The sequence below is a fragment of the Saccharothrix sp. ALI-22-I genome, assembly GCF_001984175.1.
GTDB lineage: Bacteria > Actinomycetota > Actinomycetes > Mycobacteriales > Pseudonocardiaceae > Actinosynnema.
This window is the reverse complement of the sequence record NZ_MTQP01000069.1, coordinates 544,915-565,665: the sequence shown is the minus strand read 5'-3', so window position 1 is coordinate 565,665 and position 20,751 is coordinate 544,915. Positions and strand designations below refer to the sequence as shown.

Below are 20,751 nucleotides of genomic sequence, written 5' to 3'. Positions count from 1 at the left end.
GAACCGCGCGACCGCCGTTCGGTCGGTGATTTCGTGCGCCTCGGTCCGCTCGGCACCGCGTTCCTGCCGCACCGCACGCCGCGGGTGCTGGTGGTGGAGGGCATCGACCTGGCCGATTTCGCGCTGCCCTTCGACCTGTTGCCCGTGCTGGCGGACGGCGGGTTCGAGATCCCGGAACTGGCCCGGGTGCGCGAGGATCCCGAGATCACCGTGCGCACCGCCGATCCGGGCGGCACCGCGCGGATCGGCGGCGGTGTCGTGAACTGCCACGCGTTCCCCCTGGTGATCGCGACCAGCGAGGGCGAACGCGATCTGCCGCCCGCGTTCCGCCGCCGGGTGGTCCACCTGGAACTGCCCGAGCCGACCGTCGACGAACTGCGCCTCGTGGTCGACGCGCACTTCCCGGAGGAGCAGGGCGCGTTCGTCGACAGCCTGGTGGACCTGTTCGTCCAGTTCCGCGCCGAGCACGCGGTCGCGGACGTGGGCCGGCTGCTCGACGCCGTCCACGTGTTCCGGTCCAGCGACCAGATCGCCGCCGACCCGGCGCGGCGGGACGAGGTGCTGCGCGTCCTCTGGCACGACACGGTCGAAAGGACATGACGGTGGGCGCGCTCCACCACGAACCCGGCGGGGGAGCGCCGTCGCACGCGGACGCTCCCGGGTTGACCACGCGTGTCCTGCGGGAGGCGCTGAGACCACTGGTCGCGCGAGGCCACAAGGCCGCTTCGCAGCCCGTCTCCCGCGCGGCACGCGGTGCGCCGGACGCCGGCGGGAACCACGAGCGGCGTTGGGACCTGGGTCTCGTGGTCGACGACAGCCCGTCGATGTGGATCTACTCGTCGTTCGTGCGCGATTTCGCGCGGGCGTTGAGCGCGGCCGGTGTCTTCCGCGACGTGGTCCTGCGCAGGTTCGGCCTGGACGACCGAGGGCGGCCGGCCCTGTGGGGCGCCGGCCCGACCTCGGCGCGCAGGGAACCCGGCGAGCTGCTGGACCCGTTGCGGCGCCGCCTGGTGCTCGTGGTCAGCGACGGGGTGAGCCCGATGTGGCGGACGGGGCCGGCCTGGACGCCGCTGCGCCGGTGGGGTGCGGCGCACCCGGTGGCGCTGGTCGGCCTGGTCCCGTGGTCGGTGGCCAACCGGATGGGCTTCGAGGTGCACCGGCTGCGCCTGCGGTCGCCCGAAGCCGGTGCGCCGAACACCCGGTTGGCCTGGCGGCCCCAGGTGGACGTGCCCGGCGTGTTCGACGACGTGGGCGACGTGTTCCCGGTGTGCTTCACCGATCCGACCCCGGCCGGCCTGCACCGGTGGGCGCGCCTGACCGCCGGGGCGGACTGGGTCGACGCGGGCGCTCTGCTGGTGCCGGAGAGGTCGCCGGCCGAGGGTGCCACCGTTCGCGGGACGCCCGCGCAGTTGGTCGCCGCCTACCGGGCCAACGCCTCGCCGGCCGCGTTCGACCTCGGTGTGTGCCTGGCCGCCGCTCCACTGGAGCTGGGGGTGATGTCGCGCATCCGCGCGCGGATGCACCCGGACGCCGCGCACGCCGTGCTGTCGGAATTCCTCGGCAGTCCACTGGTCGCCGCCGTGCCGCAGGAGCGATCGGCGGACCGGGGCCGGGCGATGTTCGCATTCACCTCGCCCGGCATTCGCGAAGAACTCCTCGCATTTGGCCGCAGGGGCGAGACCGCTCGTGTCCGCGACATCGTCCGGCGATACCTCGCCGAGCGGGATTCCGATGCCGCGGCTTTCGATTCGGCGCTCGACGAGGACGTCGTCGGCTTCGACGACAGTTGGGCCACCGCGCAGGCTGAACACGTGTTCGAGGCGCAACTGGCCGGTGAGCAGGCCCTTTCCGGACTTCACCTCGGTAGGTACCGACGCCTTTCGAGTCGTCGTCGTCACCTGAACGCGGGTGAAGTGGATCCGACGTCGGGAACCTCGGCTATTGTGCCCCCGCATATGATTAACTCTACTTCGTCGAATGTGCATTCGCAAATGTCGGACGTGGTGCCGAAAGCAGGAGGAGCCGAGGTGACCTCAACAGTCGACCGCGACAAGGAGGAAAGGAGAAAAACGTTCGTAACCCCGGTGTTCGGCGGCGTCCCGCCGCGAAACCCCAACTTCACCGGGCGGGCCGACCTCCTCCAGGAGCTGGACCGCCGGCTGGTCCGCGGCGCGACAGCGGCGGTCCTGCCGGAGGCGCTGCACGGCATGGGAGGCGTGGGCAAGTCGCAGCTCGCGATCGAGTACGCCTACCGCAACAAAGCCAAGTACGACGTCATCTGGTGGATCCCGGCGGAGCGGTCGGTGAAGATCGTCAACTCCTTGGTGGAGCTGGGCGACCGCCTGGACCTCAACGTCGGGGCCGAGGCCAACGTCGCGGTGCAGCAGGTGCTCGACGCGCTCAAGAGCGGACGCCACCCCAAAGTGCCCGCCAACTGGCTGCTGATCTTCGACAACGCGGACAGTCCCGCGGCCGTCCAGCAGTACCTGCCCACGGGGGGTACCGGCCGCATCCTCGTGACCTCCCGCAACTCGCAGTGGCTCAGCGTCGCCCGACCCCTCGAAGTCGACGTGTTCCGCCGGGCGGAGAGCGTGCAACTGCTCTGCCGCCGCGATCCCGACCTCACCGAGGGGGACGCCAGCCGGCTGGCCGACGCGCTGGGCGACCTGCCGCTGGCCATCGCGCAAGCGGCGGCGTGGCGGGTCGAGACGGGGATGCCCGCGAGTGAGTACATGGAACTGCTCGCCGAGAAGCAGCTGGAACTGCTCGACGTGACCACGACGCTGGACTACCCCAAGTCGGTGGCCGCGATGTGGAACCTGTCGCTGAACCAGCTCAAGCGCAAGAACTCCTCCGCCCTGCGGCTGCTGCAAGCGTGCGCGTTCCTCGCGCCCGAGCCGATCGCCCGGTCGATGTTCACCAACAGCCGCAACATCGACGTGCTGCCGGAACTGTCCCGCATCCTGCGCGACCGGCTCCGGCTCACCGAGGCCATTCGCGATATCAACCGCTTCGCCCTGGTCCGCATCGACCACCGCACCAACTCGATCGAGATGCACCGCCTGGTGCAGACGGTGCTGATCAGCCAGATGAGCGACCAGGAACGCGACGACCTGCGGCACGCCGCGCACCTGATCCTCGGCGCCAACGATCCGGACTCGCCGGACGACTCCGAGCAGTGGTCCAAGTACGCCGACCTCGGCGCGCACCTGTCCGCGTCCAACGCCTATGAATGCCAGGAGGAATCGGTGCGCGGCCTGGTCTACAACCAGGCGAAGTTCCTCTACCGCTGGGGCGAGCACGAGCAGAGCGTCAACTTGTCCGGCCGGGTGTACAAGATCTGGAGCGAACGGCTCGGCCCGGAGCACCCGGAGACGCTCAGGATCGGCCGTTGGTACGGCTCCATGCTGTGGGTCGTGGGGCGTTACGCGGAGGCCGCCGAGTTCAACCTCGCCCTGCTCGAACCGCACCGGCGGGTCTTCGGCGAGGAGCACGAGGACACGATCGAGGCGATCGGCTCGGTCGCGACCGACTACCGGGCCAGGGGCGATTTCGACGAGGCGCTGCGGTTGTCGATCCAGAACTACGAGAACTGCGTCCGTTACCTCGGGGACGACGACCCCGTGACGTTGACCGCGGCGCACAACCTCGGGGTGAGCTACCGGCTGGTGGGCGACTTCCGCGCGGCCAGGAAGCTCGACACGGACACCTGGGAGCGGAAGGTCCAGATCTACGGCCAGGAGCACCCGATCTCGCTGGCCACCGAGGTCGCCGTGGTCATCGACATGCGGGAGACCGGCGACTACATCGACTCCCGCGCGCAGCTGGAAGGGATCATCCGGGTCCTCGAACGCCAGAACAGGCCGCTCAACCCGTCGCTGTTGGCGGCGATGCGGCAGCTCGCGGTGGTGCGGCGCAAAGCAGGCGACCACGAGGGCGCCTTGGCGGCGGCGGACATCGCGCTGAGCGGGCTCGTCGCGCGCTACGGCCCCGACCACGCCGACACGCTGGCCGCCGCCCTGTGCAAGTCCGTGGAACTGCGGCACCACGGCCGGATCGGCAAGGCGACGCAGCTCGGCCAGGACACGTTGACGCGCTACGCGAAGACGTTCGGCGCCGACCACCCGCACACGCTGTGCGCCGCCGTGAACGTCGCGATCCTGCGGCGCGCCGTCGGCGAGGCCGAGGGCGCCCGCGACCTGGACCAGGCGACGCTGGACAAGTTCCGGGCCAGGTTGGGCGTCGACCACCCGTCCACCCTGGTCACCGCGGTGAACTTCGCCAGCGACCTGCACGAGCTGGGCGAGTTCCAAGCGGCGTCCGACCTGGACACCGACACGCTCCGGCGGCTCGCCGTCGTCCACGGCGAGGACCACCCGACCACGCTCGCCTGCAAGGTGAACCTCGCCCAGGACACGAGGTCGCTGGGTGACGTGGACGGGGCGGATCGACTGCACCGGGAGGCCGTGGAAGCGCTGCGTCACAGGTTGGGCGCGGAGCACCCGGCCGTGACGCAGTTGGCCGACGGGGACCGGCGGGCGGACTGCGACCTCGACCCGATCCCGTTGTGACCGGTTAGGGCCGGTCGTCCGACCACCGGGCGCCCAGCCAACCGGCGAGGTTTTCCACATCCGGGGCCTCGCCGGTCGCGGTCGCCACCTCGTCGTGCACCGCGCGGACGAGTTCGGGGCGGTGCAGCAGCGTGGTGGCGGCGCGGCCCGGGCGCACCGCGCGCAACGCCAACGCGTACCCCGACCACGCGCCCGGTCGGTCGGTCACCTCGGACAACTCCTCGGCGTACCGGGCCAGCGCCTCGCGGACGTCGCCTCCCACCAGCGCGAAATCCCCTTCGCCCGCGTCCGCGACGACGTGGTCTTCGCGGCCCAGCAGCGCGTGTGCCGCCTCGAAGTCGTCCCGACCGCACAGCAGGGCCCGGTTCAGCACGGCCTTCACGTCGAGTCGGCGCGGCTTCTCGTTCGGCACGACCGCGGCCGGAGGTGCGATCGGTCCGGGTGGTCGGCCCGACAGCCACCGCGCGGCCTCGGTGCGCACCCGCGCGGGATCGGCGCGCAGATTGCTGACGCGCCACCCGATCCAGTGGTCGTCGGCGGCCGACTCGGCCACGGAACGGACCGCCTCGGGGACGTCGACGGAGTCCAGCGCGGCGAGCCGTTCACCGATGCGGGTGGCGAAGCGCCGCCCGGTCGGGGTGAGCGCCGACCTGCCCTTGAGCACGTCGAGGGCGGTGACCACCTGCCGTCGCACCAAGGCGAACTCGAACCGCGCCAGGTCGCGCTCCGCCCCCGACAGCCGCTGCCACTGCACCGCCCAGAACTCGGCCACCGCGGTGAACGCGTACACGCCCTGGAAGAGCCCGCTGGTGCCTCTGGGGTCGTCACGCCACGGCGCGTAGCAGTCGAGCACGGGGTCGTCCTCGGTGAGCGGCACGAGATGACCGATCGCGGTCAACTTGCTGTGCTGGAACTCGTGGACCATCGTGACGGCGAGTTGGACCGGGTCGTGCGGCGCGGAGATGATCGCGGCCCCGAACCCGTCGCCGACCGAGGCGCTGTGCGGCCGGAACCGCGGGGTTCCCACCCGCGGGGTGATCGCCACCAGGCCGGCGGCCAGTTCACGCGCCCGGTCGGGGTGGTCGCGGTCGAGCACCGCCCAAGCGCCGGCCAGCGCGGCCCGCCAATTCTCCTCCTCCGATTCCGACAGCGGCTCCGGCGGTTCCGGTATTTCCGAACCCCGGTAGCAGCTCGTGTCGTCCAGAGTGAGGACCGGCGGCCGTTCTCCGGCGGGGACCACAAAATTGCGGACTGGTCGGAACGCGGTGTCCGCGGATTCACCGTCAATGGTGAATGCGGCGCCTTCCGAAACCACCGTCGCGTGCGTCCACCCGGTGTGGTCGGGCAGCTCGACCGAACCCAGACCGGGCAGCACGCCGAGTCCGTCCCACAGCGGAATCGGCATCCGGAAGCGCAACCCCGCGACTATCCCACTCGCGGCGGCCAACGCGTGCAGTTGACCCACGTGGAACCACAGCGGGGCGGCGTCGTCGGCCTTGCCGCGCAGTCGGCGCAGCAGGTGGGCGGACCACACGCCGACCTGGGGTCGTCCGAGCAGCGCCGTGACCTCCTCCGGTCGCACCCTCTGGGCCTCGACCAGGAGGCGCCACGCCTCGGCCACCGGCACCAGCGGTCCGGTGGGGACCAGGTGATTCCTCATGTGTCGCACGAGGATGCCCAGCGCGAGCCGCCAACGACTGCGCTCGACGTCGCGCAGCACGGCGAAGGCCCCGTCCTCGTGCCCGCCGGAGGCGAGGACGTCCAACTGCACGGGTGTGATGTGGTGGTGCGGCAACAGGTCCGGAGACCCGGTCATGAAGGTTGGCTCCCCGCCACGCTGCTGCTGGCCTGGTCGACCTGTCTGAGCAGACGTTCGACCGACGGCGCCAGTACCTCGTCGTCGAATGCGTCCAAGGCATCGAGTGGCACGTTCGTCAGGTCAACCAGACCGGAGTCGATCCGAATTGCGGATTCGTCCACTAGCGGGCCTCCCGAGTTGGCCACCTGGTCAGGGCGTCCCCGTGTGGTAGCGATTCACCATCGACGGCATGACTCAGTGTAATGTCGCGGAAACGTGCGGGTAGAGGTGCGTATGGCGGTATTCGGTACTGCGGCCGGCAACTACCCGTCACCGAGCCGCGCCGCCATGAGGGTGTCGAGTTCCGCCATTGCGGTGGTGCCGGCGGCGTAGAAGCGGATCGCTTCGACCAGCGACTCCAGACCGTCGGGGTAGTGCTCGCACGACCGGACGATGCTCACGGTGTCCGCGCGGTCGCTCGACAGGCGGGCCGTCGACGACGCGAACGGCAGGTCGCGCAGCACCAGGTCGCGGCCTTCGCGGGTGTCGAAACCGGGCGTGCGCAGCAGGACCTCCACGATCGGGCCCAGCGCGGCCGTCGTCGACGCATGCCGCGGTCGCGGCTGCGGGTACCGGGCGGTGACGGGCGCGGTGGCCGGGTAGTGGTCCACCAGGCGGATCCACACCTCGGTCCGGGTCTCCTTCACGTCCGCGTCGACGAGCCGGTAGGCCTCCGGGTGCGACGCCGGGTCGTGGCGGATCACCGAGTCGTAGAACAGGTCCGAGGCGATCACGACCAGGGTGGCCGCGGAGTCCTTCAGAGCGCGCTTCGCCTCGGCGGTGTCCACGATCCGGCACGCGAAGATCAGCGCCGCGCTGCTCTTGCCGCCGCGCCCGTCGTAGGCGACCTCGCCGAAGTGCAGGGCCATGCGCATGCGCAGCCGGGCGCCGTGCGAGTGGATCGCGTTGTGCGCGCGCAGTTCCGCCGCGGCGCGCGTCGGCAGGTGGTCGGCCAGGCGGGACTTGGGGACGTCGGCGGGCAGGACCACGATCAGGCTGTCGCCCGCGTCGTCCACCATCTTGTCGTCCCACGGCAGGTCGCAGTCGGCGAACGCGGTCATCAGCACCTGGTACATGCCGTCGCGCGCGGCGAGCCGTTGGTGGGTCGTCCGGGTCAGGTCGCCGTAGCTCTCGACGTCCACGACCACGAACGACCGGTGCACAGCATCCGCACCCATGAGACCTCCCCAAGGCTGTTGTAGCCCAGTGGGGGTGTTCGGGGGCAGCGGCACCACTCGAAATGACCAACGCACCGGTAGCGTTGCGCGTCTGCCGGGTCGGGGTATGGGGTAGGTGTGGACGGGTACGGGTGGACCATTGCGCTGGTCGCGGTGCTGGTGTCGCTCAACGCGGTGTTCGCGGGCAGCGAGATGGCGTTGATCAGCTTGCGCGAGGGGCAGTTGCGGTCGCTGGAGCGCGACGGCCGGGCCTCCGCGAGAACGCTGGTGCGGCTGGCCCGTGATCCGAACCGGTTCCTGGCCACCATCCAGATCGGTATCACGCTGGCCGGGTTCCTGGCTTCGGCGACGGCGGCGGTGTCGTTGGCCGAGCCGTTGGTGCCCGCGCTGTCGTTCCTCGGCGACGCGGCGAACGCGGTGGCGATCGCGCTGGTCACGGTCGTGCTGACGTTCCTGACCCTGGTGTTCGGCGAGCTGGCGCCCAAGCGGCTGGCGATGCAGTACGCGCTGCGGTGGGCGCTGCTGGTGGCACGGCCGCTGCACGCCCTGTCGACCGTCTCACGGCCGGCGGTGTGGGCGTTGAGCGCGTCCACGAACGTGGTGGTCCGGCTGTTCGGCGGCAAACCGGACGCGGAGTCCGAGCAGATGTCGGCCGAGGAGCTGCGCGAGCTGGTGTCGGCCCAACGGGGTCTCAACGCCGAGCAGCGCATGATCATGACCGGCGCTTTGGAGATCAACGAACGCCGGCTGCGGGAGGTCCTGGTGCCGCGCCGCGCGGTGGTCACGCTGGCCGCCGAGCTGGACGTGCCGTCCGCCCGCACCGCGCTGGCCGCCTCCGGCCACTCCCGCGCGCCCGTCGCACGCGGCGGGCACCTGGACGACGTCGTCGGTGTCGTGCACCTGCGCGACCTGCTCCGCGACGACGTCCGGCTGGTCGACGTGGCCCGGCCGCCGGTGGTGTTCCCCGATTCCGTGCGGGTGTCGGACGCGCTGCGGCGGTTCAAGGCCGAACGCGAGCAGTTGGCGCTGGTCGTGGACGAGCACGGCGCGGTGGACGGGATCATCACGCTCGAAGACCTGCTGGAGGAGATCGTCGGCGAGATCCTGGACGAGACCGACCGCGACGTGATGGCCGTGCGCAACGGCGCGGACGGGTCGCTGGTGCTGCCCGGCACGTTCCCCATGCACGACCTGGTCGATCTGGGCATCGAACTGCCCGACGCGCCCGAGGGCGACTACGCCACCATCGCGGGCCTGGTCCTGGTGGTGCTCGGCCGCATCCCGGACGACCCGGGCGATCGGATCACCCTGTCCGGCTGGACCATCGAGGTGCTGAAGGTCGAGCACCACGCGATCACGTCCGTGCGCCTGCGGAAGCGGTGACGGCCTGTCCCCGAGCGAGGACGGGCCTTCCGCTCAGCCCCAGCTCACGCCCGCCTGCTCCTTGACGGTCACGTTGATCCGGTCATCGTTTCCGACTCCTTCGTTCCCGGTCCGTCACAGCACTGACGGACCGGGCGCGAAGGATGTGACCGGTCGGCGGGAAAGTTTTCTACCGGCCGGCGGCGGCCACCCAGGCCTCCAGGCCGGCCACGTCACCGGGGAGCGCCGACGACAGGACCCGGTTGCCCTCGGACGTCACCACGACGTTCTCCTCCAGGCGCACGCCGATGCCGCGCAGTTCGGGCGGCACGGTTTCGTCGTTCGGGTGGAAGTACAGGCCGGGCTCGACGGCCAGTGTCATGCCGACCTCCAGCGTGCCGTCGTGGTACGCGGTGGAGCGGGCGTTGGCGCAGTCGTGCACGTCCAGGCCGAGGAAGTGGCCGACGCCGCACGTGATGTAGCGGCGGTGGTGCTGGCCGTCGGGGTCCAGCGACTCGTCTACCGACACCGGCAGCAGGCCCCAGTCGTGCAGTCCTTCGGCGAGGACGCGCATGGCCTCATGGTGGAAGTCCCGGTACGCGGCGCCGGGCCGTACGACAGCCAACGCCGCCACCGACGCGCGCTCGATCAGCTCGTGCACTCGCCGCTGCGCGGGGCTGTAGGCGCCGGAGACGGGCAACGTGCGGGTGATGTCGGCGGTGTAGAGGCTGTCCAGTTCCACGCCCGCGTCCAGCAGCAGCACGGCGTCCTCGGGTACCGGGCCGTCGTTGCGCGTCCAGTGCAGCACCGGCGCGTGCGGTCCGGCGGCCACGATCGAGCTGTAGCCGGGGCCGTTGCCGGCGGTCCGGGCGCGTCGGTCGAAAGTGCCCTGCAGCCATCGCTCGCCGCCGCCCTTCACGGCGGTCTGGAGCTCGGCGGCGACGTCGGCGAAGCCCAGGATCGTGGCGTCCACGGCGGCCTGGAGCTGCCCGATCTCCCAGTCGTCCTTGATCCGGCGCAGCTCGGCCAGCACGGTGCGCAGCTCGGCGGTGTGGTCGGCGCCCGCCAACGCGTCCAGCAGCGGGTCGACGCCGGTCGTCGCGTGCACGGCGGGCAGCCTGCCGCGCAGCGCCGACGGCAGCTCGTGCAGCGGGCGGCAGCGCACGCCCAGGGCCTCGGTCCACTCGGCCAGGCCCGGCACGGGGCCGATCCACAGCTCGCCGTCACGGGCGTTGGCGAAGAAGTCCGGTTCGTCCGGCCCGGCCGGCGGGCGCAGGAACAGCTCGGCGTCGTGGCCACCCTGCACCGGCTGCATGACCAGCACCGCGCCCTCGGCGGAACAGCCGGTCAGCCAGGAGAAATCGCTGTCGGGACGGAACCCGAAGTCGGTGTCGTTGGACCGCACCGGCGCCCAGCCGGCGGCCACGGCGATGCGTGCACCGGGCAGTGCGGCGCTGAGCCGGTCGCGGTGCGCAGCGGCGGCCTGGGCGGCGCCGGGCGTGAGGCGCGCGGTGCGGTCGGCCGGGCCCCAGCCGTGCTGGACGAACTCGCGGAACCCGGAGGCGTCGACGAGCTTGCTCGGGTCGCGGCGGGCGGGTTTGGTCACCGTGGGCAGCCTTTCGGGTCGGGGCGCGTCCGGTCGCGATCGGCGACCGGGCGTCAGCCTCGATGCTGCCACCAGCCCGGAATCGCCCAACCGGGTGGCTCCGGGACCGAAACGGCTTACCCGATCCGGGCGATCCGGTAGGCAACACCCCACGGCCTACCTACGGCAGGTGATCGCATGCGTCCCGAGGACGTCGTCGAACTGCGGGTGCACGGGGTGTCCGGCACACCGCCGGAAGCGATGCTCGGCGACCCGTTCCCGACCCCCGTGGCCGGTGACGACGTGGCCCGGTTCCTGCGGGCGGGCAAACCGGCGCGGGCGTTGTCCAGCGGGCGCACCCGGACCGTCGAGGCGTTCCACTGGGGGCGGTTCACGTCGGGCGGTGCGAGCCGGGCGCTGTGGCTGGTGCTGATCCCGTTCGCGATCCTCAACCTGGCCCGGTACACGCTGCTGGGCGCGGGCCGGTTCGCCGAGGCGGTGTTGCGGCTGCTCGGGCTGGTGCTGACGTGCATGCTGGTCACGGCCACCGCGTACGTGTCGCTGGAGTTGCTGGTGCGGCAGTGCGCGGGCACGGTGGCGTGCCGGGCGGCCAACCTGGGGTTCTTCGACGACTGGCCGTTCGGGGCGATGCTGCTGGTCGGCATGGTGCCGCCGGGGCTGGTGATCACCGTGCTGTGGTGGTTCGGTCGGCAGACGTTCCTGTACGAGCCCAAGGGCACCCACCACGCGTGGGAGACCCGCTCCGGGAGCCTGGGCGACTACGCGTTCTGGCACACGTCGCCGCGCACGCCCGTGCTGCGTGACGCGCACGTGGCGGCGGCGTGTGTGGTGGTGGGCGTGCTGTACGCGGGCGCGTTGCGGACCGAGCAGCCGGACCGGCCGTCGGACGTGCTGTCGTGGTTCGTGATCGGGCTGGGCGGGCTGGTGCTGTTGTGGGCCGTCGGGTGCGTGGTGATGTCGCCGGACCGGCGGCGGGTGAACTCGCGGGCGTTGAAGTGGGTGTCGGTGGCGTACCTGCTGGTGGCGGCCGCGCTGGCGACCGCGTTCCTGTGGCGGGTGCCGACGGACGCGGGCGGCGGGGTGAAGCCGCTGGCCGGGTTCGAGGCGGTGACCAACATCGAGGCCGCGTTGGCGATGGTGCTGCTCGTGGTGCTGTTCGGTGCGTGCGTGCAGCTGCGGTACTCCAAGCGCGGTGTCGAGTTGATGGTGGCGGACAAGCGGTTCCGGCCGATGTGGCACGGCTACGCGGCCGTGGTCATCGCGGCGCTCGCCACCACGTTGGCGGTCGGGTTCAGCGGCGGGCTGGCGTACCGGGCGGTGGAGTGGGTCGGCGATCCGGTGCCCGAGGCCGGCGGGCCGGGGCTGGTGCTGAGCACGAGTTACCTGGTCGGGGCCGGGCTGTGGGGTGTGCTGGCGATCGCGTTCCCGCTGCTGGTGGCGCCGGTCGTGGCGGCCATGGTGCGGCAGGTGTCGAGCGCGGTCGTGTTCGCCGCCGGGTCTCTGGTCGCGGGTGTGGCGGTGGCGCTGCGGTGGACGGCCATGCCGGGCTGGGCGTTCTGGGTCGCGGCGGCGGTGGCCGGTGTGTTGTACGCGATCGGGTTGGCGTCGTGTGCGCGGCATCCGGTCGGCGCGGCGGTCCGTGAGGCTGTGGTGGCCGACTACCCGGGCCGCGTGGACCGGCCGGGCATCGGCAAGGTGGCGTTCAACCAGCGGCTGGCCTCGGCCAAGTACCGCTACCACTGGCTGCTCGGCGCGATGGCGTTGCTCGGCGGTGTGCTGGTGGCGGCGGGTGGCGGGGTCGCGCTGGCCCGGCTGGTGCATCCGGACTGGCGTGCCGCGCCGCCGCCCGGACTGGTCGACTGGCTGTCCACCCGCCCGGCGCAGGACCTCGGTGCGTTGGGCAGCCTGGTGGTGTCCGGTCTTGTGGTGGTCCTGTTGTTGTTGGGTGTGCGGACGTGGCAGAGCCCCAAGATGCGCACGGCGGTCGGCATCGTGTGGGACCTGGTGGCGTTCTGGCCCCGGCTGGCGCACCCGATCTGCCCGCCGCCCTACGGCGGTCGGGCCACCATCGAGCTGACCTCCCGCGCGGTCCGGCTGGCCGGGCACCACGACGTGGGCGCGGTGGTGCTGTCCGGGCACAGCCAGGGCAGTGTCGTGTGCTTCGCCGCGTTGTCGTTGCTGCGCCGGGAGAGCGAGCGGCCCGACCCGGCCGACGGCGAGCGGTACATCAGGCAGGCGGACGCCGTCGCCGCGCTGCAACGGGTCGGCCTGGTCACCTACGGCTCGCAGTTGCAGTGGGCGTACTCGCGGCTGTTCCCGCACTACCTCGGCCACGCCGAGCTGACCCGCCTGCACGACGAACTCGGCGACAGGTGGTGGAACGTGCACCGGTCGACCGACCCGTTGGGCGGGCCGGTGCAGGCCTGGCCGGAGACGGCGGACGAGCCGCTGTACGCGGGCACGAAGCTGTGGGGTGTCCGCTGCGGCAACGACGTGCGCCTGCGCGACCCGGAATTCCTCGACCCGGACCCGGACATGGTCGCCTCACCGTTGCGCGGGCACAGCGACTACTACGACGACCCCGTGTTCGACGAGGTGGTGGCCCGCGTGGCGGACGCCGTAGCGACGCCGCGCACGACCGTGGTGATCGGCGATCTGGCCCTGTCGGGTGACCGGCCTGGTCCTTGAGCCTCGGTCCTTGAGCCCGGGGTCCTCGGGGTCTTTGACGCGTCAGCCCAGGTGGCCGAGCTTGTCCGGGTTGGTGATCGAGTAGAGGCGGCCGACCCGGTCGCCGTGGACCTCCAGCACCAGCACGGCGAACGGCGCGTCGTCGGCGAACAGCAGCACCGCCGGGTCGCCGTGCACGCGGCGGAACCGCAGGTCCGTCGTGCTGGGGACGTTCTTCGCGACGGTGACCAGCAACCGTGCCACCCGGTCCTTGCCGTGCACCGGTTCCAGGCTCGTCGCCGGTCCCTTGCCGCCGCCGTCCGTCCACAGCGTCACGTCGGGCGCGAGGATTTCGAGCAGGTTTTCGAGGTCACCGCCCAGTGCGGCGGCCATGAACCGCTCGGTCACCTCCTGGCGGGTGCGCGGGTCCACGGTGAACCGGGGCCGCCTGGCCTCGACGTGCTCGCGGGCCCGGTGCGCGAGCTGCCGGACCGCCGCCGGACTGCGACCGAGGATGACCGCGATCTCCGGGTGCGCGTACCCGAACACCTCGTGCAACACGAATACCGCCCGTTCGGCGGAGGTCAGGGTTTCCAGCACCACCAGCACGGCCATCGAGAACTCCTCGCCGCGCACCACCTCGTCCGCCGTGTCGCCGACGAGCGGTTCGGGCAGCCACTGGCCGGGGTAGGTCTCGCGGCTCGTCTTCTCGCGGCGGCGCAACGCGTGGTTGACCGCGATCCGGACCAGGTAGGCGCGCGGGTTCTCGACGTTGTCCCTGGGCGCCCACGACAGCCAAGTCTCCTGGAGCACGTCCTCGGTGTCGGCGACCGTGCCGAGCATCCCGTAGACGATGGAGAACAGCAGTTCCCGGTGCTCGACGAACGCGTCCGTGCCGCCCATGGCGCCTCCCTCTTCCTTGCGTCCTCCCTATGAGCGATATCGACAGGGTGACTGTGACACGGTGTGATGTGGACCTCAGCACGTCACAGTCACCGGTGTCCGTGTCCTCTCAGATGGCGACGTTCCCAGTCCCCTGAGGAGACACCATGCGAACCCTGATCCGTGATGTGCGAGTGTTCGACGGCCGGTGTGTCGTGCCCCGTGCCGACGTGCTGATCGACGGCCCGCTGATCGCCGCGCCCGGTGGTCCGGTGGACGTCGAGGTCGATGGCAGGGGCAGGACCCTGCTGCCCGGCCTCATCGACGGGCACACGCACACGTTCAACGGCAGCCTGGCGGCAGCGCTGACGGCGGGTGTGACGACCGAGCTGGACATGTTCTGCCTGCCGGGCAACCTGCGCGGGCAACGGGAGCTGGCCACGTCCCGCGACGATGTCGCCGACCTCCGCAGCGCCGGTCTCCTCGCCACCGCGCCCGGCGGGCACCCGACCCAACTGCTGGCGGCGATCGGCGACGAGTTCGGCGACGCCGCACAACCCTTCGACACCGTGGCGGACGTGGACCAGGCGCGGGCGTTCGTGGCGGCACGGGTGGCGGAGGGCATCGACTACCTGAAGGTCGTGATCGATGACGGTGCCGTGCACGGCCTCCGACTCCCGGCCCTCGAACCCGAGATCGTCGTGGCTCTGGTGGACACGGCACACGACCACGGCCTGAAAGTCATCGCCCACGCCATCACCGGGAAGGAGGTCGGGATCGCGGTGGACGCGGGGGTCGACGGTCTGGCGCACGTGTGGTGCGACGCCGGTGACGACCTGGTCGGCCGGGTGGTCGAGCGCGGGGTTTTCGTGGTGAGCACGCTGGTGTACTTCGAGTCGATCACCGGGCAGGGCGATGCGGTCGACCACGCGGCGCACGGCAGTTTCGAGCACGCGATGCGCGCGGCCCGGGTGCTGCACGAGGCCGGGGTGCCGATCGTGGCGGGTACGGACGCCAACCCTTTCGCACCGCTGCACGGCGTGAGCATGCACCGGGAACTGGAACTGCTCACCCTGGCCGGCTTGACCCCGTCGGAGGCTCTGGCTTCGGCCACCAGCGTGCCCGCTGTCCATTTCGGGCTCACCGATCGAGGGCGCGTCGAGCCGGGTCTGCGCGCGGATCTGGCGCTGGTGGACGGCGACCCGACCACCGACATCACGGCGGTCGGGTCGGTGGTCGAGGTCTGGCGGCGGGGCGTCCGATCCGCTCGACCTTAGGGTGGAGGAGCCCGGTCAGTGAGGGCACGCCTACCAGGGAGGAGCGCACCAGTGATCATCCGCCGTGCCACCGCCGAGGACGTCCCCGCGATCGTCGCCGTGCTCGCCGACGACGAGTTGGGCGCGCTGCGCGAGTCGCCGCTGACGCTGTCGTGACGCCGGGTAGGTTGCGGCGGTAGTCGTCCGCCGCCCTACCGAGAAGGCCTGATGATCCAAGTCCTCGCGACCTCGTTGACGGTCGTGGCGCTCATCGCGGCCCTGTGGTCGCTGGTGCTGGCCATCGCGAACCGGCCCATCACGCTGGCCACCAAGTCCACCCTCGGCCTCGCCGGCGTGATCGTGCTCCTCGAAGTGGGGCTGCTGGCACAGGCGGTGGCGGGCGTGATCAACGTCCTGGGGGTCGTGCGGGGTGAGGTGGACGTGCCCACGTTCATCGGGTACCTGATCGCGACGACCGTGGTGTTGCCGGTCGGCGCGTTCTGGGCGCTCGGTGACCGGTCGCGGTGGGGCGCCGGGGTGTTGGCCGTGGCGTGCCTGAGCGTGCCGGTGATGATCCTGCGGCTGAACCAGATCTGGGGTGCCCCGTGGATGACGGGCTGAAGGCCTCGACCCGGTCGGGGCCCGGCCGGTTGCTGATCGCGGTGTACGGGATCTTCGCCCTCGCCGCGACGGCCCGGTCGGCGGTGCAGATCGCCACCCGGTTCGAGCAGGCCCCGCTGGCGTACCTGCTGTCCGCGTTCGCCGCGGTCGTGTACGTCGTGGCCACGGTGGCGCTGGGTGGTGTGGTGTCGCGGCGGATCGCGTACCTCGCGTGCGGGGTCGAGTTGGCCGGGGTGGTCCTGGTCGGCGCGGCGAGCCTGGTGTTCGCCGACGCGTTCCCGGACGCCACGGTGTGGTCCGACTTCGGCGGCGGCTACGGGTTCATCCCGCTCGTGCTGCCCGTGCTCGGCCTGCTGTGGCTGCGACACACAGGACTTCGGTACTCCGAAGAGTCCGGGTGAACCGGAATGTCACCGATTTCGTATTGGAGGCAGACCGCCTGGGGCCCCACGCCCCGGGCGGTCGATCCGTGACGGCGGCCGAGACAACGGGTGTCCGGCAGGGCACCGCCGTCGTGGGGTGTTGCAGGAGGCCGGGGGCACGGCTCCCGGCCTCCGTGACGAAGATCACCGGGCCGGCCCGATCTTGTGATGATCACTGTCCACGCAGGTCAGGCCAGGTGCCGGCGGTCGCGTGGTCACCCCGTGTCTGAGCCCGTTCTCAGGTGGTGTGTGCAAGCGTTCGCGCATCCGCCCGCGGCACCGAGCGCAGCGATGCGTCGGCCGGCCCGCTCACCAAGGAGATTCCCACGATGTCCGTGCTGGCTCGGCTGAGCCTGGCCAACCGAAGTCTCGTCGGGCTGCTCAGCCTGCTCGTGATCGGTTTCGGTGTGTTCACGCTGCCCTCCATCAAGCAGCAGCTCTTCCCGTCCATCGAATTACCCGCCGCGGTGGTCATCGCGCCCTACCCCGGCGCGTCGCCGGACCTGGTGGACAGCCAGGTCGCCGAGCCGATCCAGTCGGCCGTGCGCGGCGTCGACGGTGTCGAGCAGGTGCTCACCCGTTCCGCGGAGAGCTCCGCCACGGTGCAGGTGATGTTCACCTACGGCACCGACGTCGACGCCGCCGTGGCGCAGATGCAGCAGGCGGTGAACCGGCTCCAGCCCCGCCTGCCGCAGGGCGTCGAACCCACCGTCGCCCAGGGCAGCACCGACGACATCCCGGTCATCGCGCTCGCCGCGACCTCCGGTGACGACGACATCGCCGCCGCGGCCCGGCTGCGTGCCGAGGTCGTGCCCGGCCTGGAGGCCATCCCGGGCGTCCGGGAGGCCACGGTCAGCGGTGAACGCGACCGCCAGGTCACCGTCACCGTCGACTACGCCCGCCTCGGTGCCGCACGCGTCGAGCCGCAGGCGTTGACCGCCGCGCTGACCACGGCGGGCGCGGTCGTGCCCGCGGGCACCGTGCCGGAGGGGGACCAGACGCTGACCGTGCAGGTCGGCGGGCCGGTCGGTTCCGTGGACGACCTGCGCGGGCTCCTGCTCGCCTCGCCCGCCGGCCCGGTGAAACTCGGTGACGTGGCGGCGGTCGAGTCCGCGCCCGAGGCGGCCACCGTGCTCACCCGCACCGACGGCCAGGCCACGCTCGGCGTCAGCGTCACCATGACCGCCGACGGCAACGCGGTGGAGATCTCCAGTCAGGTCCGCGAGAAGCTCGCCGAGTGGGGCGAGGCGGCCGACACCACGCTCACCGTCGCGTTCGACCAGGGTCCCGAGGTGGAGAAGGCGATCAGCGGCCTCACCACCGAAGGACTGCTCGGCTTGCTGTTCGCCGTGATCGTGATCCTGCTGTTCCTGATGTCGGTGCGGTCCACGCTGGTGACGGCGGTGTCCATCCCGCTGTCCGTGGTGGTCGCGCTGATCGCGCTCTACACCGGCGACCTGTCGCTGAACCTGCTCACCCTCGGCGCTCTGACGATCGCGGTCGGCCGGGTGGTGGACGACTCGATCGTGGTGCTGGAGAACATCAAACGCCACCTCGGGTACGGCGAGGAGAAGCAGCGGGCGGTGCTCGACGGCGTGCGGGAGGTGTCGGGCGCGGTGGTCGCGTCCACGCTCACCACGGTCGCGGTGTTCCTGCCGATCGCGTTCGTCGGCGGCATCGCGGGCGAGCTGTTCGGGCCGTTCTCCATCACGGTCACCGTGGCGTTGCTGGCGTCCTTGTTGGTGTCGCTGACGATCGTGCCGGTGCTGGCGTTCTGGTTCCTCAAGCGCCCGGCCGTGCCGACCGACCCCGAGGCTGCCGAGCGCGCTTTGCAGGCGGCGTTGGAGAAGGAGAAGCGCAGCCCGTTGCAGCGCGCTTACGTGCCCGTGCTGCGGTTCGCCACCACGCGGCGCTGGGTGACGTTGCTGATCGCGGTGCTGATCTTCGGCGGCACGCTCGGCCTGGCCGGCTCGCTGCAGACCAACTTCATCGACAACGCGGGCGGCACCGCGTTGCAGGGCACGCAGAAGATGCCGCCCGGCAGCAGCCTGGCCGCCCGGGACGAAGCGGCGCGCAAGCTGGAGAGCGCGCTGGCGGACACCGAGGAGGTGGAGACCTACCAGGTCACCATCGGCACGGACAACAGCCTGGCCGCGTTCGGGTTCGGCGGTGACGGCGACACCAGCGTCCGCGCCACCGTCCGCGAGGGCACCGACCTGGAGGCTTTGCAGACCCGGCTGACCGAGCGGATGGCCGCCACGGCCGGCGCGGGTGAGGTGGCGTTCGGCGCGGCGGCGTCCGGGTTCGGCTCGGACACGATCGACGTCCTGGTCACCGCACCCGACGCGGCTTCGCTGCGGGACGCGGCCGACCGCGTGCAGCAGGTCGTCACTGGCACGCCGGGCGTCGGCGAGGTCACCAACGACCTCTCGGTGAGCGCGCCGCGCGTGCAGGTCACGGTGGACCAGGCCGCGGCGGCGGCACGTGGGCTCAGCAGCCAGACCATCGGCCAGTTCGCGGCGCAGGCGTTGCGCGGCGTGCCGGTGGCGCAGCTGCCGATCGACGGTGAGTCGCAGCAGATCGTGCTGCGGACCGGCACCGCGCCCTCGGACGTGGACGCGTTGCGCGCGTTGGCGTTGCCTGGTGGCGTCACGCTCGGCCAGGTCGCCGAAGTGTCCGTTGTGGACGGTCCGGTGCAGGTGCGGCGCGCCGACGGCGCGCGCAGCGCCACGGTGTCGGCCAAGGTCACCGGCTCGGACCTGGGCGCGCTGACGACCGAGCTGACCTCGCGGCTGAACGCTGTGGACCTGCCTTCGGGCGCCACGCACACCCTCGGTGGTGTCAGCGCCGACCAGGCCGAGACGTTCGCCGACCTGGGTCTGGCCATGCTCGCGGCCATCGCGATCGTGTTCCTGATCATGGTGGCCACGTTCCGCAGCCTGGTGCAGCCGCTGATCCTGCTGGTGTCCATCCCGTTCGCGGCCACCGGCGCGATCGGCCTGCTGCTGCTCACCGGCACCCCGCTCGGCCTGCCCGCGTTGATCGGCATGCTGATGCTGGTCGGGATCGTGGTGACCAACGCGATCGTGCTGATCGACCTGGTCAACCAGTACCGGCGGGACGGCATGCCGGTGCGTGAGGCGGTGATCGAGGGCGGACGACGACGGCTGCGACCGATCCTGATGACCGCCGCGGCCACCATCTTCGCGCTGCTGCCGATGGCGCTGGGCATCACCGGCGAGGGCGCGTTCATCGGCAAGCCGCTGGCGATCGTGGTGATCGGCGGCCTGATCAGCTCCACCCTGCTCACCCTGGTCCTCGTGCCGACGCTGTACTCGATGGTCGAGGGCCGCAAGGAACGCCGCCGGGCACGCAAAGCTTCACGGCCCACCGAGGACCGCGAGCCGGTCACCGTCTGACACCGGCACGTATCCCCCTCCTCAGCGTCCGCGCCGAGGAGGGGCCCCGGCGTCAGACGCCGCCGGGGAAGGGGGACAGTGCCTTGCCGAACCTCACGAGCCAACCCGTCCGCGCTGTTTCGGCAGCCATCGTCGGCATCGCGTGGTCCTGGTGCTCGTCGGCGGTATCGCCCTGACCGGGGGAGCCCGTGACAACGGCAGTCAGGCCGGTGCGGAGCTGTAGTGGCCCCGCACCGGCCTTCCTGGTAGAGGACGGTGCGCTGTCCCTGGACGAGATGTCGATGCACCGAAACCTTCAAACCCCGGTCGAAGCGAAGGACCGCGGCGTGAACGCAAAGTCCAAACAGGACGCGTTCGACGACCTCCCGGTTCCGTCCGAGGCCGGTCCGATCGGCGCCGTGGTGTGGGCGTTGGTCGGACCCGTCGGCGACGATCACCTGTCGGTCATCGCGGCCGATGCGGCGGAGGCGATCGACGTGTTCCTGGCGTGCGACGACGGCGAGTACTGCGCAGCCGGTGGTCTGCGGGTCGTCGAGGGCGATGTCGTCATCGACCCTGGGTGCTGCAACGGGCTCGACGAATGGCGTGACTGGGTGGGCGCGGTCAAGGGGCACACCGTCGGCTTCGGGCACGACCCGGATGTGTGGGTGGAGCCCCGAGGCCCGCTGGTCCGCGTCTGGGAGGACGAATCCGAGTTCACGATGGACGATGTGCCGGGGCCCAACGCCCGACACATCGACTTCGCGCGCGACGACCTGCCCGCGCTTCTCCTGGGTGTTCAGCGGGACCTGTCGGACTTCCTCCGCACGCTGCACCGCTGGGCACTGGACGTCGTGCCCGCTCAGGCCGACAGGCTCACCGACGCGGTGGACCGGCGGCTGGAGATCAGCCGCCGGCTCGACCTCTGAA

The 20,751-nt window shown here is 71.3% G+C and carries 13 protein-coding genes; 8 read left to right on the top strand and 5 right to left on the bottom strand.

Annotated features, from left to right (window positions below):
• Positions 1-263: 263 nt before the first annotated feature.
• Positions 264-4,571, top strand: coding sequence for an FxSxx-COOH system tetratricopeptide repeat protein (gene fxsT, locus ALI22I_RS44655; RefSeq protein WP_274523059.1), 4,308 nt, complete (start codon positions 264-266; stop codon positions 4,569-4,571).
• 4 nt (positions 4,572-4,575) lie between these two features.
• Here fxsT and ALI22I_RS44650 read toward each other — a convergent pair whose 3' ends face one another.
• The 3 genes from ALI22I_RS44650 to ALI22I_RS44645 all read right to left on the bottom strand — a co-directional run bounded on the left by ALI22I_RS44650 (position 4,576) and on the right by ALI22I_RS44645 (position 7,607).
• Entirely contained in the window at positions 4,576-6,387 is a 1,812-nt protein-coding gene (locus ALI22I_RS44650; protein WP_077011608.1) for an HEXXH motif domain-containing protein, read from the bottom strand.
• Positions 6,384-6,551: a hypothetical protein gene (locus tag ALI22I_RS51685; RefSeq protein WP_179118556.1), complete on the bottom strand. Its 168-nt coding sequence runs from the start codon at positions 6,549-6,551 to the stop codon at positions 6,384-6,386. The genes ALI22I_RS44650 and ALI22I_RS51685 overlap by 4 nt, the downstream gene beginning before the upstream one ends.
• Positions 6,552-6,692: 141 nt before the next feature.
• On the bottom strand, positions 6,693-7,607 hold the full coding sequence (locus ALI22I_RS44645) for an effector-associated domain 2-containing protein (RefSeq protein WP_077011607.1): 915 nt from the start codon (positions 7,605-7,607) through the stop codon (positions 6,693-6,695).
• A 117-nt stretch (positions 7,608-7,724) separates the two neighbouring features.
• On the opposite strand from ALI22I_RS44645, the gene ALI22I_RS44640 reads away from it, so the two are divergent.
• On the top strand, positions 7,725-8,990 hold the full coding sequence (locus ALI22I_RS44640) for a hemolysin family protein (RefSeq protein WP_077011606.1): 1,266 nt from the start codon (positions 7,725-7,727) through the stop codon (positions 8,988-8,990).
• A 169-nt stretch (positions 8,991-9,159) separates the two neighbouring features.
• Here ALI22I_RS44640 and ALI22I_RS44635 read toward each other — a convergent pair whose 3' ends face one another.
• Positions 9,160-10,575, bottom strand: a complete 1,416-nt coding sequence (locus ALI22I_RS44635; protein ID WP_077011605.1) for an aminopeptidase P family protein — start codon at positions 10,573-10,575, stop codon at positions 9,160-9,162.
• 177 nt (positions 10,576-10,752) lie between these two features.
• Here ALI22I_RS44635 and ALI22I_RS44630 point away from each other — a divergent pair, with 177 nt between their 5' ends.
• Positions 10,753-13,263: a hypothetical protein gene (locus tag ALI22I_RS44630; RefSeq protein ID WP_077011604.1), complete on the top strand. Its 2,511-nt coding sequence runs from the start codon at positions 10,753-10,755 to the stop codon at positions 13,261-13,263.
• Positions 13,264-13,305: 42 nt separating this feature from the next.
• Here ALI22I_RS44630 and sigJ read toward each other — a convergent pair whose 3' ends face one another.
• A complete protein-coding gene (gene sigJ, locus ALI22I_RS44625) occupies positions 13,306-14,145 on the bottom strand; it encodes an RNA polymerase sigma factor SigJ (RefSeq protein WP_077011603.1) in 840 nt (279 codons plus the stop codon).
• Between the two features lie 146 nt (positions 14,146-14,291).
• Here sigJ and ALI22I_RS44620 point away from each other — a divergent pair, with 146 nt between their 5' ends.
• The 5 genes from ALI22I_RS44620 to ALI22I_RS44600 all read left to right on the top strand — a co-directional run bounded on the left by ALI22I_RS44620 (position 14,292) and on the right by ALI22I_RS44600 (position 20,750).
• Entirely contained in the window at positions 14,292-15,401 is a 1,110-nt protein-coding gene (locus tag ALI22I_RS44620; RefSeq protein ID WP_077011602.1) for an amidohydrolase family protein, read from the top strand.
• A 207-nt stretch (positions 15,402-15,608) separates the two neighbouring features.
• On the top strand, positions 15,609-16,001 hold the full coding sequence (locus tag ALI22I_RS44615) for a hypothetical protein (protein WP_077011601.1): 393 nt from the start codon (positions 15,609-15,611) through the stop codon (positions 15,999-16,001).
• Positions 15,986-16,402 carry a hypothetical protein gene (locus ALI22I_RS44610; protein ID WP_077011600.1) on the top strand — a complete coding sequence of 139 codons (417 nt, stop codon included), beginning with the start codon at positions 15,986-15,988 and terminating at the stop codon, positions 16,400-16,402. The genes ALI22I_RS44615 and ALI22I_RS44610 overlap by 16 nt, the downstream gene beginning before the upstream one ends.
• A gap of 350 nt (positions 16,403-16,752) precedes the next feature.
• Positions 16,753-19,842, top strand: a complete 3,090-nt coding sequence (locus tag ALI22I_RS44605; protein WP_077011599.1) for an efflux RND transporter permease subunit — start codon at positions 16,753-16,755, stop codon at positions 19,840-19,842.
• A gap of 326 nt (positions 19,843-20,168) precedes the next feature.
• The gene (locus tag ALI22I_RS44600) at positions 20,169-20,750 is read left to right on the top strand and encodes a hypothetical protein (protein ID WP_143532763.1); all 582 of its coding nucleotides are present in this window, start codon (positions 20,169-20,171) and stop codon (positions 20,748-20,750) included.
• The last annotated feature ends 1 nt before the right edge of the window (position 20,751 follow it).

Bases quoted from the DNA above. Each gene is read 5' to 3' on its own strand.
- ALI22I_RS44630 (WP_077011604.1), top strand. From the start codon at position 10,753: ATGCGTCCCGAGGACGTCGTCGAACTGCGGGTGCACGGGGTGTCCGGC.
- ALI22I_RS44645 (WP_077011607.1), bottom strand. From the start codon at position 7,607: ATGGGTGCGGATGCTGTGCACCGGTCGTTCGTGGTCGTGGACGTCGAG.
- ALI22I_RS44605 (WP_077011599.1), top strand. From the start codon at position 16,753: ATGTCCGTGCTGGCTCGGCTGAGCCTGGCCAACCGAAGTCTCGTCGGG.
- ALI22I_RS44620 (WP_077011602.1), top strand. From the start codon at position 14,292: ATGCGAACCCTGATCCGTGATGTGCGAGTGTTCGACGGCCGGTGTGTC.
- sigJ (WP_077011603.1), bottom strand. From the start codon at position 14,145: ATGGGCGGCACGGACGCGTTCGTCGAGCACCGGGAACTGCTGTTCTCC.
- ALI22I_RS44650 (WP_077011608.1), bottom strand. From the start codon at position 6,387: ATGACCGGGTCTCCGGACCTGTTGCCGCACCACCACATCACACCCGTG.
- ALI22I_RS44615 (WP_077011601.1), top strand. From the start codon at position 15,609: ATGATCCAAGTCCTCGCGACCTCGTTGACGGTCGTGGCGCTCATCGCG.